We start from the raw sequence: 15,923 nt of genomic DNA on the forward strand, positions 1-15,923 counted from the left end.
GACGGTTGCAGACGGCCTTTATGCCCCCTATCCTTGTCTTGTTGCGGGGCCAGATGCCCCGCCACCGGAGCAAGACCTCATGACGCGACGCATCTACCGCCTGACCGGCAAAGACGCCCTGCATTTCCTGCAGGGCCTGACCACCAATGATTTGTCCGGCATGGATAAGGGGCTGGTCTATACCGCCATGCTGACACCGCAGGGCAAATATATCGCGGACTTCTTCCTGCTGGCCGAGGGCGATGCCATTTTGCTGGATGTGGCCGGCGATATCGGGCCTGCACTGGTTCAACGCTTGAGCATGTATAAACTGCGCGCCGATGTACAGATCGCGGAAACCGGCCTGCACGTGCAACGCGGCACCGGACCTGCGCCAGAGGGTGCCCTTTCCGACCCGCGCCACCCTGATCTGGGCTGGCGGCTTTACGGAGAAGCCGAAGGCGATGACGGCACCGATTGGGACAGGCTTCGCGTTGCCCATTGCATTCCCGAAACAGGGATCGAATTGACCGCCGACACCTTCATCCTTGAAGCGGGGTTCGAGCGGTTGCACGGCGTCGATTTCCGCAAAGGCTGCTATGTCGGGCAAGAGGTGACCGCGCGGATGAAACACAAGACCGAACTGCGCAAAGGTCTGGTGCGCGTCAAAGTCGACGGCAGCGCGCCCGCGGGCACCGAGATTACCGCAGATGGCAAGGCTGCGGGAACGCTTTATACGCAATCAGGCGGCTATGGCATCGCCTATCTGCGACTGGACCGCGCCAACGGGACAATGCAGGCAGGAGAGGCAAAGCTGACGCTGGCGCAGGACTGACGTCATTTGATCACGCCATCAGCGTTGCAGCCGATGCATGACGTGGCGTCATGATTTTTCGTCAAAGTGCAAGAAAAAACCGCCCCTCGACGGAGGCGGTTCCTAAAATACAGCCGAAATCACAATTCAGGCGCGTTCAACATATTCCATCAGTTCGGTGTTCACGATCACATCCTCGTCCTGCCCGACAAAGGGCGGCACAAGGATACGCACACCATTATCAAGGATCGCAGGCTTGAAACTGTTGGCCGCTGTCTGGCCCTTCACGACGGGTTCAGTCTCGGCAATCCGGCACGTGACCTTCTGCGGCAAGGTCGCGTTCAGCGCCTCTTGGTCATAGTATTCGATATGCACCATCATGCCGTCTTGCAAGAAGGGACGCCGCTCTCCCAGAATGTCGACAGGCAGTTCGATTTGCTCGTAAGTCTCTGAATCCATGAAGACAAGCATGCCATCCTGCTCATAAAGAAACTGCTGGTCCTTCTGGTCAAGACGCACACGCTCCACCTTGTCGGCGCTGCGGAAACGTTCGTTCAGTTTCGATCCGTTCCGCAGATTGCGCATCTCGACCTGGGCAAAGGCACCGCCTTTGCCGGGCTTCACGTGATCGACCTTAACAGCAGCCCACAAACCGCCGTTATGCTCTAGTACATTGCCGGGGCGAATTTCGTTTCCGTTGATTTTGGGCATGTGCGAACCTGATCCGGAGGTTGATGAAAAGTTGAGTGCACCTATATCTATCGTTCATCTGCGTGGCAAGCGGACGAAACATCGGCGCAACGGACCAGAGCCATGCACCAATTGCATGACAGCCATGTTTTAACAGCCTATCCGAATCGGATGCGATCCGTCATAAGGAGCGCCACGCCAAAAACGCAAGAGCAATAACAAAGGACGAATCATGAAGGATTTCGTTGACGGCACAGCCTTCAATAACGAGCAGGGCAATCGTGCACGTAAACTGTTTGCAGCCGTAGTTCTGGCCGCATTGGACGACGCAATTGCGGACGACAAGAAATATGGAAACGGCCCCGAGCAGATCGCCCGCTGGGCACGGTCGCGTGATGGACGCGAAGTGTTGTCCTGCGCCGGTATCGACCCCAACGAGCGTGTTGTGTCCGGTCTGATGGATTTCGTATCCAAAGGTGTTCGCACCTCGGTCGCGCTGTCGCGCGAGGAAAGCGAGCGTCGCAACGCCGCGCATCAGGCAGAAGCCGCCTGAGAGGCCCCGCACCTTTCACGGGTGCCGGTTCAAACAGAAAATCATGCGCCCCGATGTGGGCGCATTTTTCATGGGGAAACGCTTTTCGCGCTCGCGGCGCTTATTCCAGTTCCTGGCTGGTCAGCGCGCGGTGTATTTCACGGCGCACAAGCTTGCGAACATTGCGCGTGATCCGTTCGCCCAACGCGCCCTGCAACTCCTGCCGCACGATCTCGGTCACCAGTTCGCGGAGCGTTTCCTCGTCAAGCAAGGTCTCGTCCTCGCCGAATAGGCTGGGCTGGTCGTCCTCAATCTCGTCAAGGTGTTGATCTGGATCTGCAGGTGCAAAGACCGCGTCCTGCGGCATGGCGCTGTCACGTGTCGAGGCAAAGACAAAGGCACCCGACGACGCGGTATCGCCTGAAACAGGTGCCACGGCATCATCCTGCGGTTCCACGGTTTCAGAAGGTTGCTCGAACTGGGGCGCTGCTTCAGGCTCGGATGCGAATTCCAGAAGATCGCTCTCGGCCGGATCATCGTCGCTGAACTCACCTTCACCAATGGGCGCGGCCATATCATCGGCAAGCGGTGCGTCCTCGACCGCCGCATCGCGGTGGTCTTCCCATGCAAGCGCTTCGGGCGTGGGTGCTGCATCAGGATCGGAAATATCCTCGGACCCGCTTTCCACAGCGTCCAACATATCTGTCGGATCGGCAGCAACCTGTTCTTCCTGCCAGTCGGCCTGCGTCATATCAGATCCGGCCTCAAGCACGGGCACATCCTGCTCCTGCATCGCGGGCAAGTCATCATCGGGCTGGGCGATACCGGATGCGGGTTTGTCATCATGCTCTGCGTGACCAACGCCTTGCGGCGCATCGGCCACCCGCAAGGCCGGCGTCAGAACAAGCTTTCCGGGAACAGAATCGTCGCCCTGCCCGTCAGCATCATCAGATGCGGACACAGGTTCGGATTGCGGTGCGAGTGGCCGGATTCGGCCATCCTCGGACACCAGACGGCGGATAGAGGACAACACATCCTCGATAGCCACATTTGTTACAGGATCGCTCATGTCGGATTACCACTCTTGCCTGTGCCGGAGTGTAACCTCTGGCACCCGTTCACACAACAGACAGAGTTTATGTCCTACTCTCGTCCCAGAGACTTCAGCACCTGATCCAGCTGCCGCCCTTGACGGCTGATCTTGCTGGGGGCGTTCTGGACCTGCCCGTAATAGGCGCTGGGATCATAGATTTGCACCGGAAGACGCAGATCGCTTGCCGTCAGTTGTCCCATCGCCGCCAGAAGAGAATAGGCCGCAACATACTGGTTGGACACGGCGGTGATCCGGTTAGCCTGTGCGTCAAGCAGTTCCTGCTCGGCGTTCAGCACGTCCAGCGTGGTGCGTGCGCCAAGCATCGCCTCTTCGCGCACACCCTCGAAGGCAGTACGCGCGGCACGGATCTGGCGGTCATTTGCCTCAATCGCAGCACGGGCCACATCCACGCGGGCGAAGGCGGTGCTGACATTCTGCGCGATACGCTGGGTGGTCTCCAACAGGGCAGAGCGCGCCGCAGTGCCACCATTGATAGCCTGACGCTCCAGCGCGGAATTGCGGCCACCTTGATAGATCGGACCTGTCACGCCGATCCCGATACTGCCGCCACGGTTATAATTGCTGCTGCTAAGGTCTTCGGTAAGCCCATAGCGCGACTGCAAGCGCACTTGGGGGTTAGCGGCGGCTTTTGCCACCAGCACGCGCAGGTCGGACACAGCCACCTCATGCTGTGCACGCAGGATATCGGGATGGCTCCGCATCGCAACAGCCTGCGCCGCGGTCACCGTGGCAGGGCGCGCAGGCGGTGCGGGCGGTGCGCTCAGTGCATTGGCATCACGCCCCACCGCAAAACGGTAGAAGGCGCGCGCCTCGGCCAGATCGCCTTCGGCTTGCGCCAGAAGCGCATTCGCCCCCGCAAGCCGCGCCTCGGCCAAGGCCACATCCGTGCGTGTCACCTCGCCCACTTCGAAACGGTCCTGTGCGGCGCGCGCTTCTTGCGTGATCACGCGCACGTTGTTGCGCCGCAAAGCCACGATTTCGGTGTTCGAGCGCACAGCCGTATAGGCCTGCACCGCTTGCAACAGGATATTCTGCTCGACCCCGATCAGGGCCTGACGCGTGGCCAGCACGGATTCCTTGGCGATATCAATACCCATCCGCGAGCGTCCGCCATCATAGAGAACGATCTCGGCCGACAATCCCAAAGAGGCGCTGGTATCATTGGTGCTGCGCGCCAGTCCGCCGGTCTGGCTTGAACGCGCCTCGCTGTCGCTATAGGTCACATCCGCCGACCAGCCGACAATCGGGCGCAACGCCGACAGCGCGATGGCGACATCCTCGTCAGCCGTACGCAAAAGCGCACGGTTCTGAGCCAGCAATCCGCTATTGTTATAGGCCCCGACCAGGGCATCGGTCAGCGTATCGGCCAGCGACACAGCCGGCGCACCCAGAAACAGCATGCCCGCGACCAACCCCGTTGCGAACCTGCGCAAGGTCCTGTCGGGGCGCTGCCCTGCACGGGTTGATGCTACTGTCATCTTTGGTCCGCCCATCGCTCTGTCCTGTCTATACTGCTTCACGTTTTGCACCATTCTGGCGCTTTGGCCCTCTATAGGCTGAACTCGGTCTGCTTTTCGAAACCGGCAAGGACCGGCGCACTGGCATTGAACGCATCGCGCCAACTGATCTTGCCATCCAGCCTGTAACCGATCCGCACCACACCCAGCGCGCCATGCATGAAAAGGCATGCAATCCGGCCACCATCCTTGATCTGGCCTAGCAGGGCCTCGGGCACCTCGGTTACGCCACCTTGTACCATGATCGCATCATAGGGGCCATGCTGCGGCGCACCTTCGGCCAGCGGGGCCTGATGCATGATCACATTGTCGGCCCCCTCGCGCGACAGGATCGCCTGCGCCTCGTCGGCCATCGCCTCGTCGCTTTCCACGGCAACGACCGCTTCGGCCAGACGGGCAGCCACAGCCGCAGAATAGCCAAGTCCGCATCCCAGATCGAGCACCAGATCGCTGCGCTGCAAATCCAGCGCATCGAGCATCTTGGCCAGCGTGCGCGGCTCAAGCATCACACGCCCCTGCCCCAGATCAAGGTTTTCGCCCACATAGGCTGCCTCGCGCAGACGGTCTGGCACGAATTCCTCGCGGGCGACGTTGAGCATCGCCTCGATGATAGGAAATTTCGTGACATCCGAGGGCCTGATCTGCGTATCCACCATCGTGGTGCGGCGGGTCGTATAGTCTGTCATCAGCTAAACTCTTCTGTTCAGTCTCTTGAGTGTCTTTTGTCACATCGCCAACCCTTGGGCAACGGGAATGCAGCCCCGCGACCGATCTGCCGCACCACTGTGGCGCAGAGGTCTTGCAGCATCGCCCGTTATCCGCTAACTCGCATGCAGAATCTCGGCGGCGGGTTGGCGGAGAGGTTACGCAGCGGATTGCAAATCCGTGTAGACCGGTTCGATTCCGGTACCCGCCTCCATATCGTTCTAAATCACAGGGTTATTGGCTGACCGGTCGAGTGTGACACAAAGTGGGACACACGCCCTATGTTGCTGTCATCCTATCTAAGCCTCTCAAGACACGGAATTTTTTACTTCCGCTGGCCTATCCCTCCATCGCAAGGTGAAGGGCGAACAACAATTCGCATCTCACTGCACACACGCTGCCCGGATCGGGCTGGTGATTTGGCCCGTTATCTTGCATCCTGCGGTCGATTATTACGCGAGAACAGGGCATTGGCAGGACTAAGGCAAAGTGAGATTCGCGAGAAGGTGCAGTTGTACTTCAAGGCGCAACTGGACCAATACCTTGACTGGCTGGACCGTCGCGGCCTGTCACAAAATGCCTTGGCTACTGCGCGCGAGGAAGTGCAGGACCATGAGAGTTTTATGGGCATCAACAGCGCAAATCCGATTTGGCTTCCGGTCGCTCGCTTTAAGCGCAAGATGGAAATTTCTGATGCTGACTGGAACGCCAGCTTGCCTCGGATTGCTACTGAATTGAGGAAGGGTCGTCGAGACATGCTCAGGCGCGTCTTGGAGGCCGCTGAGCGCCTTGACCATTATTCTTACGACGAAGCCCAGACAATCGCTCCTTCCCCTCTTGCGTCCCCTATGCCGCCGTCTTCGCCACTGGGCGCGACGGTGGAAGATTTCATCGCTGAGCACTCCCGCCAATGGACCGCAAAGACCATCGGACAGAACCGCGCCTATTTAAACATCCTAATTGAATTCTTTGGGCCAGACAGGTTACTTGGCTCGATCACTAGGCAGGACGCTAACGAGGCAAAGAAGGTTTTGCAGGCGCTACCTGCAAGTCGTAACACCAAGCCCAAATTAAAAGCTATGCCATTATTGCAAGTCATCAAACAACCCGGACATAGCAAGATCGCACCCAAGACGATTAATAGCCATATCCAGATGTTTAAGATGTTCTTCGATTGGGCAGAAAGGCACGGTTACGCGCCGCATGCGCTATTTGAAAACATGAAAGTCGCTAAGGCAAAGAACAGCGAGACGGAGCGTAAACCCTTCGCGCCAAATCAAACCAGCCTGATATACAAAGAGTTGACTGAAAACACATCAGAATTGGTACGCAAAGACAGCCACAAGTGGGGTATGCTCTTGGGTATGTTTACCGGGGCACGTCTGAACGAAATATGCCAACTCGACATTGCAGATGTGCAGAAGGACGGTGACATTTGGTTGCTGAACATCACGGACGAAGGAGACGAAAACAAGAGCGTCAAGTCGAAGGCAGGACGGCGCAAGGTACCTTTGCACTCAGAACTGATCAACCTAGGCTTTCTAGACTTTGTGAAAAGCCGCGAAACCGGCAAACGCCTATTCCCTGACTATAACTACAACGCCAATGGAGGCTATGGCCGGAACTTAGGTCGCTGGTGCAATCAGAGTTTCCTACCAAATTTGGGCATCAAGGAACCGGGACTCGTTTTCCATAGCATGCGGCACACGGTCGTCACTCGGTTGGGCCAAGCGAATGTCCCTGAACCAGTTATCCAGCGCATTGTAGGTCATGCTCGATCTGGAGTGACGCAGGAAGTTTACTTTAGACAGGGCTACACTCTGGCCCAATTGACTGAAGCAATCGAGAGATTGACGTTCCGCTGACAGGTCAATACACCGCAGTTAGAACCCAAACTACATCAGTATCTCGGCAGTGTAGGCCATGCGGCCTGCTTCACCGCGAATTTCCTCAAAGTCGGTGGAAGACATTGCATCACTAGTAACTTCAGCAAGCCAGTCAGGATTGACCGGTTGAGTTTCAAGCCGCCCAAGGTTCTCGAGTTGGGTCGCTATGAAGATAGCTCCATGCATGTGCATATCGAGTTCCGACAATTCAACTCTTCTAGCCCGCACAGTCCCTTCGAACGCACCCAACGCAGAGGCAGCAAATTCTTTGTCATCGAGGTCTCGATCAACTGAATGCAAATAAAGCATGTGGTGTGCCGACGCCGCACCCGTTAAATGCTCTAGAACTTCATTTGAAGCAATTTCAACCACCGTCTCCTGCGCGTTTTCTATATGTTCTGGAACGCGATCTTGAATTTCTTGCTTGAGCGGAACGATATAGTTGTCCTCTGCTTTTGGGTCCAATAGTCCTGCACAGAACGCACTCACTACAAACGCGAGGCCAAGTGGTAGGATAAAGGCCATTAGTAAGAAGCCAACAATTAAAAACAACCACCAATGCGCTTTGAATAATCCTATCGCTCCGGTGGCAACTAATATACGCATTTGAAGGTTCCACCAATAACGTCCTAGGACAGCAAGGCTTTCCCCAACAGCGAACACGCCATTCATTGCAGCGGCATAGGCAACATCATGTTCCGCTGGCTTATTGCTCTGACTCATGCCGTTCTCATGCCGTTTTTCCTTGGTGTAATTAAATGCATACAGTGTAATCTTCTTCTTGCAACATACACAAGCAATCCATGCTACAGTTGAATCTACACATCTAATTTCATAAACCAGAACATTTTCACGTTATACAGACAAAACACTCCCAAAATAATATGTCATATCTAAGGAAAATACTCAGATAGGGGATATGCACCAGAAAACCAGTGCAAGTCAATGAAAAAAACAGATTATTTCTACACGCCATTCTGCCCTGAACTGTCGCGATCGCAGTTTTCGCATTTTTGTTGCCAATTTGTTCTACAATTATCTATAAGTGCCAAGAATGTGTAATCGCTTGCAAAGTACTACGTAAACACACCTACTGGACTCTATCCTAACGGACCGCCCTAGTCCCAACTATTTACTTTATTGTCTTGCTAAATCTCAATCTAGAGTTTCGCTTTGTAATTGGACCACTCTTTCACATTGGATTATTAACAATTATTGTTACAGTTACACATGGCAACCTATATTATAACTATTCTTCGAATATATTAATCTCTATTCCGATACTCAATTACATATCTATTTAATTTTAATTTAATGTATTAATCCAGTATTTATCTCTATTATATCTTTAATTATATATAATACTAATATCTTATACCAATATAACTCTAATTAGACATGAATTACATTCTATCGCATTCCATATTCATAGAACACTCTATATAAACAGATAGATGTTTTTTCCCTTATAGGTGCCCCGATGTAATATACAGTTATAACACACAGTTAAGATGATGTGGCATAGAATGCAGTTATTTTAAACAGTTAATAAGAACAGTTGTGTCTTACAGCTATAGCATTGATTTAATACATTGAACTACGCACGCATTTACAAGATAACAGTGTATAAATGGAGTGATTAACAAGATGACAGATAGGATCAATGCTCACGTCTTGTTCTCATATATGGATAACACATAGGTTTAATACATTGAATATGAGATACAACATCCCCTACAATCCGCATACATTGTGTGTCTATTGTATAACAGTATCATGCTATGTTCCAGTTGCGGTCCGGTTTGTTCCTGCGTTGTTACACGATGGCCCTATGGGGACACGCGACTTGGTAGTTGGATTGATACCCCCACACAAAATCATATCAAAAATTCATAACCCTCACTATTACAACATACAGTTATAACCTACTCATAGCCCAACAGCTGTAATACACATTTATAGCCAAAAGACTACACAAACAGCTTCCGAGAACGGTCCAGCGGGCACCTAAATTTAAGCCGCTGGGACGGCCTCTGATCTCCACGGGGAGTCACCACCCATGAAAACCAGAGATGCCCTGTCCTCAACTCGGAGATTGAGCCGTTCAGGCTCTCAAAACGACAGCTTAAGGTTACTTCGGTGCCCTGCGTAAACAGTTCTGTTGCGGCAAAAAAGAGTTTGATTATGAAGGCTGGCAAGGCATTGAGTGATGTGGGATCAACCATCTGCTGTAAGTGTGAAACAATACATTGCCGTTGTTGGCCTTGACTACCGATGCTTCTCTGTGTTCCTCCTACATTTTTTGCGCTCTGTACCGCAACCGACTTATGTTATGTGCTCTGTTTGCGGTTAGGTAAGACAGTCAGATGGCGTGCAACGGGAAGATGACGAGTAAAAGCAAGCGCTTCTCGGCATTGACGAGGCTGGGCGATCTCACACTACTGCGCGAGCTTTTTTGACCTACAAAGCGACCAACAAGGATTTCTTAATGCCTGACAGCATTCAACTAATTTCGGTCTTTATCGGTTCACCAAGCGGCCTAGAAGCTGAGAGAAAGACAGCCCGTGCCATAGTCGAAGAATTGAACCGCGATCACTCACGGCACTGGGGCTGCATACTTGATTTGGTGGGTTGGGAAGAAACTTTACCGGGGCACGGGCGCCCTCAAGAGCTTATCAACAAAGATCTTGATCGTTGTGAGTATTTCATCGGCGTTCTCTACGATCACTGGGGCTCGCCGACCGCTGAAGGCGACAGCCGATACTCTTCTGGATTCGAGGAAGAATTCGAACGTGCTAAAGCGCACTTAAAGACAGGTAGCATGAAGGATATGGCGGTATTCTTCAAAGAGGTGCCAGCCGAACGACGCCGCGATCCGGGTCCGTCACTCACCAAGGTGATTGATTTTCGAAAGGCTTGCTTTGCCCGCAAAGATGCACTGTACACCGACTTCTCGGATATATCTGGATTCGAAAGCCTAGTTAGAGCAAAACTAAACGCTATAGGATGGGCAGAGTTCGAAAAACGGCGCTCAAACCGAGAACCAACTGAACAGGCGGAACAGCCCAAAAGAGTAGACCATACTTCAAAAACTAACAGCGACAAAACGAAACCTTTGATATCACCACCAACTGAATCGTTCCTAAACACATTGATGCAACGCTCTTCCGAAGCAGAAGAAACCAGTGCTACCGATGTCGCCAGATTGCGTCTGATTGGGTCATCGCTCCATCGATCTGGAAATGATGATACAGTAATTGGCAATCATGATGCCAATATTCTTTTTGTCGAACGAGATGAAATTGAATTCTCCAGAGATGAAACGAGGGCATTATTGCACTGTGGCATTGAGGGATTTGGTCACCAAAACGTCCCTTTGTGGCACTGGTTATCTAATCAAACGAAATTTGACAAAGAATATGGTCTCTTACGCCTCACAGCCGCTATTGGAAAAGACAGCCAACAGCGTCATGCAATCCGTCTACTCACTTTGCTTCAACAAGAACCGTTAGAATTACAAGAGCCTCTTAATCGGGAAGGTACAATAAGAGACTGGATGAAGGAGGACGCCAAGCCGGGAGTATTCAAATCGGCAATTGAATATTTACATCAACATGGCAAATCAGTTGATGTCCCTTTACTGGAGGTATTTTATAGCAAGACAACATCACAGAAGAAGGCAGAAATTGGGCAAGTCATTATTTCGATTGAAGCTAGGTCTGGCGAGTCCTACGCTCTGAATCGTGCTCTGGAACTGGGCATTGATGAAGTAAACGAAACTCTTGGCGACCAATTATTTTCAAAGCCATCTTCACTAACAACAAACCTTCTTACCCGCTGTCTTCGGTCAGAAGCAAATTCTATTCGGCGGCGAGCGATTTCAATCCTTAACGACAGAAAAGAAACTGATCCAACGATTGCAGATAGCCTGCTGAGTGATACGGACTATGGCGTTCGTTACTTCGCAACAGAAGCTCTTCACATCGCTAACCGCCCACTCGACAGTAGCGTCGTCAAAACTGCCTTGACTATTGTCAAGAAGCCCGGTGCGCTGGGTCTATTCTCAGGCATGCAAACGGACAGCCAGTTTTTTGATCGCTACCGCATGAACCGCCTTTCGGAATTAAGTTTTAACGAACTTAAGGAAAAGGTCGACAAGGGCAATTTGTTAGAAGAAGACGAAGCGGTCGCATTATTTCAAAAGCACACACGACGTGCTGTAGGGGAACTCAGAGAGCACTTGCAAGATGGTTTTTATAATTTCTTCGAACGGCGTCTAGAGAAATTGAAATCAGAAATCGGCCATGAGACTAAAACTTTCTTAGATGCAGAAAAGCTAATTCCATTCCTTAAACGCCGCATGCTGACCGCTGGAACAGAAGCGTTGACAACATTGGAAGACAAAGGGGATCTTGAACTTGTTCGGTATGTGTTCGACAATTTCGAAGTTGATGTCTCTAACGCACTATTATCATTCCTGGGTAGGTTTGGTGATTGGAGCGACCTTAGACGTATCGATGGCCTTGGTGAGTTTACGTCGTCAAGGGTCAATTCTCTCTTATTTCCCACACCTCCGGCTTTACCACAGAAGGCATCGGCGATGATTTCCATCGCTAGAAATAGGATCGCTGATTTGCTAGAGACTGATTTTTCTGTTCTGCTGCGTCGTGAAGTTCTCAAACAGTTGGATCGCAAAGAATTGACGAGCCTGAGCGACGAGATGATTTTGATTGCGCTGAGCCATGATGACGATGAGAGCCGAGCGATACTAGCACTGAAATGCTGCGAGCATTTATCCAAAAAGCGCCTTAAAGATCTACTAGCACGTTACACTGGACATGATAAGCATCGCTACTACAACACTATTCACTGGCTAGATATGGGTGTAAGCATGTCGCGTGACACGGCGCAATCGGTTGCCCGGCAGGAATTAGCTGCGCGCAGCTAGCAATTCACCACACTTCCCTTCACCGGCCGGTTCACCCTCCTCTGCCCCCGACGAGCTAAACCTTGAACGCTGATCACTTGCAAACTTTCCGGCAAATGAGACGGAAGAATGATCAAGGCAGCACTAAAGTCACCTGTAGGACAAAATAGATAGCAGCTTTCTACGACACCTACCGATTGACAAGAACACACAACTTACAGCACAAGTGTGACACGAAGTGAGACATACAATTCAATCTCGCATTCGATTGATCAAGCCTTCCAGTGGCTTAGACAAATGGTAGCGAGTCCGGTACCCGCCTCCAGAGTTTCCGGCGAAGTTGCGTCAAATCAACGGGATGGCCGCGCGTGAGGACTGGACCCTGACACTGCCCCCTCCCGATCCAAAAACAATCACCATTCTGATGGGCCTTTATAACGGGGCCACATATCTGGACGCGCAACTGCGCAGCATCGCGGCGCAGACCCATAGCGCATGGCGGCTGGTCGTAGGCGATGACGGGTCCACGGATGCAGGCCCCGCAATCCTGAACGCCTTTGCCGCGCGCTATCCTGCACGTCAGATCACCCTGCAAGACGGCCCGCAACGGGGCTTTGCCACCAATTATCTGAACCTGCTGGCCTCACTCCCCGATCAGCCCGGCTGGATCGCCTTTGCCGATCAGGATGATGTCTGGCTGCCCGAGAAACTGTCAAACGGGCTTGAGACATTGCAAGCCGAGATCGCCCCTGCCATCTGCGCGGGTCCGGTCTGGCGTGTCGCGCAGGATCTGTCCGGCCAACGGCAGAGCGGCGGCTGGTCCGGCCCCACCGGATTTGCCAATGCGCTGGTGCAGAATATCGTGCAGGGCAATACGGTGCTGGCCAATCCTGCTGCCGCACAGCTTCTGGTGCGGGCCGCGCGTGCTACGGTTGCCGCAGGCCATATGCCCGTCGCACATGACTGGTGGACCTACCAGATCATCACCGGCGCGGGGGGCCGCGTGGTGCAGGACACGCGGCCGTCGCTGCTTTACCGCCAGCATGCAGGCAACATGATCGGCGCAAGGTCAGGGGCCGGTTCCGGTCTGGCACGGCTGAGGCGCGGCTTGTGCGGCACGCACCGTCGCTGGTCCGCCGCCAATATCGCAGCCCTCTCCCCCTGCGCGCCCCTGCTCTCGTCCGAGGGGCAATCCATGCTGGCCGCCTTCACCAAACTGCAGACCACCCGCAGCCTGCCCGCCCGCTGGAACCTGCTGCGCCGCCTGAAACTGAGGCGTCAGGGCCACGCGGGAGGGGTGATCCTCACCCTCGCAGCCCTGCTGGGGCGGGTGTGAGGGGGAGAGGAAATTGAGGAAAATGTCCTTCAGAGAATACGAAAAATCGAACTCAGAAGGTCATCTGAATCCTTCGCGTAGGGTACAAATATTTTTTTAACACCGCTGATCAAATCGCATATGACTTGGTTCTCTAAAGATTTCATCGGCGATCGAGTGTCGCCAACCTCGATCACACGGCAATAAGAGCTCGAGAAAATCGTATTGTGCAACTGTGACCCAGGAAAACTTGCCACATCATTTGCGAGAGAAAAAATTCTAACCTGCTCCAACAATGAATACTGTTCAGGCCGGATGCGAGTAAATCCGTTCTTAACGAAAAATGACGCCACCCTTTCGTAAATTTCAATAGAAACACGATCAGGCTTCCTATCCAGAAATATCTTTTTTGGAAGCCTACTCTTCGACGAATGCACTGCCTTTTCCTTAAGCCTCGCAACAACAGGATAATATGAGCTCATCGATACAAGCGAATTATTTATAACAATTGGACGATCTATTATCCGAAACCTAGAAGTCACCACACTCTTCTCGCGGTGCACATAGACCCTAGAGGAATCAATGTCGAGCAAGGCAAGAGAGGAATACAACAGGTCGTCTCGAGAACCCCAAGGCAAAAAGAAACCGCTGACATCTTTACTCTCAAGCAAAGCAGTCAACATTGGAAGGGTTTCGAGTATGAAATGTCCGTACTGCGTAAAATTATGTCCAAGAAACAAAAAGTCCTTGTTTAAATTGACTGCGTCTCGAACCTCCTTTGGAAAAAGATATGCAGGGTCGCGATGTCTAAATGCGGCACTTTGAGAATTTCTTAAAGACGCCAACTCAATTTGAAGCGTATCACTGTAAAGCGCCCCAGCGACATCTGACCCTTCTATTAAAAAAGGCGTAACAAAGAACTTTCTCATATCAAATCCAACCTATTATCTTCGAGATATATAGTTGTAGAGCTGAATATCAACAGTGTTGAAATCATTTAAAAACTCCAGCATTTTTGGATCACGAAAGACATTTTGATCAAAATGATATGGACTTACATTTTCACGTACTTCATCACTATATGGAATCCCTGAAATATCAGAAACCAAGTCAGGAATCGTCGCTTCATATGCAATTTTAGCATACACAGACAGTCGCTGTTCGAGTGATGTATCTGACATGTCTTTTGGTGCACTTCCTAAAACATGCCTTGCTTGAAGATTCTTAAATAGTCCAGGGAAAGCCTGAAGTTGCCGCATCACATTGTCGATTCTGTTGTTGTCCGTAGAGCGAATTGTCTCAGAAATATTTCTAATCAACTCTGGATGACCATTATAGAAAGCCTCACCTCGATGGAAAATCTCTATCAACCAGTTGTAACTTGATGCTAATTGCTTAAATGGGTCTCGAACAACTGTATAGAAGCGAAAGTTTCTAGCCGAACACTCGGAGAGACGGGAGCGCATGACAGGAAAAGAAACATGGCCAGAAATCCAGTCTGCCTTCTCAACTTCAGTTTTAACCTTGTCCTTTATATCAATCCAATTCTCTGCATGAGTAAGACCAGCCTTTTCCGATCTCAACAAGTAATTATTTACAGTTGATCCCGCAGTTTTAGGTACGTGAATAAACACCAAAAGTTCGCTTGTCTTCGGCAATGTGTTACTCAGTTCGGAAGACTTCATCAAATCAACCCCACCATAAACGCGGCTCTTTTCCAGCCAATCAATGTGCTTCCACCATAGGGCCGCTCCAAAAGGATTTGCTCCAACTCGCTCTTTTCCTGTCGGTCCAGAAGCCGGACAATCCGCTGGATGTCATAGACGTTGAACATCCCGCGATAAAATCCATCCAGTTTGATGATCGGCAGGCCCAGATGCACCAAAGTGGCCGCGTTCTGATGTATCTGGCTGCCGGACATGAAGATGCTGGACAAAACAGACGTGATGGAATCGTCAATCAAAGACTGGTCAACAGCAATATCGTCTTTCAGATTGCGTTCCACATAGGCTTTCAAGCTAGCCACATCCTGCACAAAGGATTCTTCGTTCAACTCATCAAGTTTCGCATCAACGCGGACCGTCGCATCCTCAGACGCGCCCGATACTTTGAGCGGTGCAATGAAACGCCCGCTCAGAAATGAAATGACACTTTTCGCGCCAAAGCGCTCCCACCCCGTCAGGTCCGAAGTCCGGCTATTCTTGATCACAAAGTCGGCAAGACCTGCATCCTCGCTTAGAAGTCGTAGAAAGTTTGCGGAACTATAAAGTGACCGGAACTGATCCCCCGCAGACACGCAACGTTTCAGCGTTTTCGACAGTTTCATCTCGCCGCGTTTGATGACGCGCGGGCGAACGTCGGTCAGGCGGTAGCCTTTCCAATAGGATTGGAATAGCGGGCGTTTGTCAACGGCGGAGACAAAACCGGCCACGTGGCGGCGCAAA

At 52.0% G+C, this 15,923-nt stretch carries 13 protein-coding genes and 1 tRNA gene; 6 read left to right on the forward strand and 8 right to left on the reverse strand.

The window, feature by feature from the left end:
• The first annotated feature begins 79 nt into the window (after window positions 1–79).
• Window positions 80–814 (forward strand): YgfZ/GcvT domain-containing protein, encoded by a 735-nt coding sequence (locus K7H22_RS17745; protein ID WP_230802181.1) that lies wholly within the window; start codon window positions 80–82, stop codon window positions 812–814.
• Window positions 815–940: 126 nt separating this feature from the next.
• Here K7H22_RS17745 and efp read toward each other — a convergent pair whose 3' ends face one another.
• Window positions 941–1,504 (reverse strand): elongation factor P, encoded by a 564-nt coding sequence (gene efp, locus K7H22_RS17750; protein ID WP_230802182.1) that lies wholly within the window; start codon window positions 1,502–1,504, stop codon window positions 941–943.
• A gap of 211 nt (window positions 1,505–1,715) precedes the next feature.
• Here efp and K7H22_RS17755 point away from each other — a divergent pair, with 211 nt between their 5' ends.
• Entirely contained in the window at window positions 1,716–2,036 is a 321-nt protein-coding gene (locus K7H22_RS17755) for a DUF6280 family protein (RefSeq protein ID WP_230802183.1), read from the forward strand.
• Between the two features lie 100 nt (window positions 2,037–2,136).
• Here K7H22_RS17755 and K7H22_RS17760 read toward each other — a convergent pair whose 3' ends face one another.
• From K7H22_RS17760 to K7H22_RS17770, 3 genes are all read right to left on the reverse strand, one after another.
• Entirely contained in the window at window positions 2,137–3,084 is a 948-nt protein-coding gene (locus K7H22_RS17760) for a hypothetical protein (RefSeq protein ID WP_230802184.1), read from the reverse strand.
• Between the two features lie 74 nt (window positions 3,085–3,158).
• Window positions 3,159–4,607 (reverse strand): TolC family outer membrane protein, encoded by a 1,449-nt coding sequence (locus tag K7H22_RS17765; RefSeq protein WP_230802185.1) that lies wholly within the window; start codon window positions 4,605–4,607, stop codon window positions 3,159–3,161.
• A gap of 71 nt (window positions 4,608–4,678) precedes the next feature.
• On the reverse strand, window positions 4,679–5,332 hold the full coding sequence (locus tag K7H22_RS17770) for a protein-L-isoaspartate O-methyltransferase family protein (RefSeq protein ID WP_230802186.1): 654 nt from the start codon (window positions 5,330–5,332) through the stop codon (window positions 4,679–4,681).
• Window positions 5,333–5,491: 159 nt separating this feature from the next.
• Here K7H22_RS17770 and K7H22_RS17775 point away from each other — a divergent pair.
• Both K7H22_RS17775 and K7H22_RS17780 read left to right on the forward strand, forming a co-directional pair.
• Window positions 5,492–5,565 (forward strand) — tRNA-Cys (locus K7H22_RS17775).
• A 205-nt stretch (window positions 5,566–5,770) separates the two neighbouring features.
• On the forward strand, window positions 5,771–7,216 hold the full coding sequence (locus K7H22_RS17780; protein WP_230802187.1) for a site-specific integrase: 1,446 nt from the start codon (window positions 5,771–5,773) through the stop codon (window positions 7,214–7,216).
• A gap of 30 nt (window positions 7,217–7,246) precedes the next feature.
• Here the strand turns inward: K7H22_RS17780 and K7H22_RS17785 are convergent, their stop codons facing one another.
• Window positions 7,247–7,960: a hypothetical protein gene (locus K7H22_RS17785; RefSeq protein WP_230802188.1), complete on the reverse strand. Its 714-nt coding sequence runs from the start codon at window positions 7,958–7,960 to the stop codon at window positions 7,247–7,249.
• A 1,765-nt stretch (window positions 7,961–9,725) separates the two neighbouring features.
• Between K7H22_RS17785 and K7H22_RS17790 the strand changes: the two genes are divergently transcribed.
• Together K7H22_RS17790 and K7H22_RS17795 are read left to right on the forward strand one after the other, a co-directional pair.
• The gene (locus K7H22_RS17790) at window positions 9,726–12,185 is read left to right on the forward strand and encodes a DUF4062 domain-containing protein (protein ID WP_230802189.1); all 2,460 of its coding nucleotides are present in this window, start codon (window positions 9,726–9,728) and stop codon (window positions 12,183–12,185) included.
• A 337-nt stretch (window positions 12,186–12,522) separates the two neighbouring features.
• Window positions 12,523–13,500 (forward strand): glycosyltransferase, encoded by a 978-nt coding sequence (locus K7H22_RS17795; RefSeq protein WP_230802190.1) that lies wholly within the window; start codon window positions 12,523–12,525, stop codon window positions 13,498–13,500.
• 29 nt (window positions 13,501–13,529) lie between these two features.
• Here K7H22_RS17795 and K7H22_RS17800 read toward each other — a convergent pair whose 3' ends face one another.
• From K7H22_RS17800 to K7H22_RS17810, 3 genes are all read right to left on the reverse strand, one after another.
• Entirely contained in the window at window positions 13,530–14,408 is an 879-nt protein-coding gene (locus tag K7H22_RS17800) for a glycosyltransferase 61 family protein (protein ID WP_230802191.1), read from the reverse strand.
• Window positions 14,409–14,423: 15 nt separating this feature from the next.
• Window positions 14,424–15,164, reverse strand: a complete 741-nt coding sequence (locus tag K7H22_RS17805; protein ID WP_230802192.1) for a sulfotransferase family 2 domain-containing protein — start codon at window positions 15,162–15,164, stop codon at window positions 14,424–14,426.
• A partial coding sequence (locus K7H22_RS17810; RefSeq protein ID WP_230802193.1) for a hypothetical protein occupies window positions 15,164–15,923 on the reverse strand: 760 nt, incomplete at its 5' end. The genes K7H22_RS17805 and K7H22_RS17810, both read right to left, overlap by 1 nt.

It is taken from the genome of Seohaeicola saemankumensis, assembly GCF_021021435.1.
Taxonomy (GTDB): Bacteria; Pseudomonadota; Alphaproteobacteria; order Rhodobacterales; family Rhodobacteraceae; genus Seohaeicola.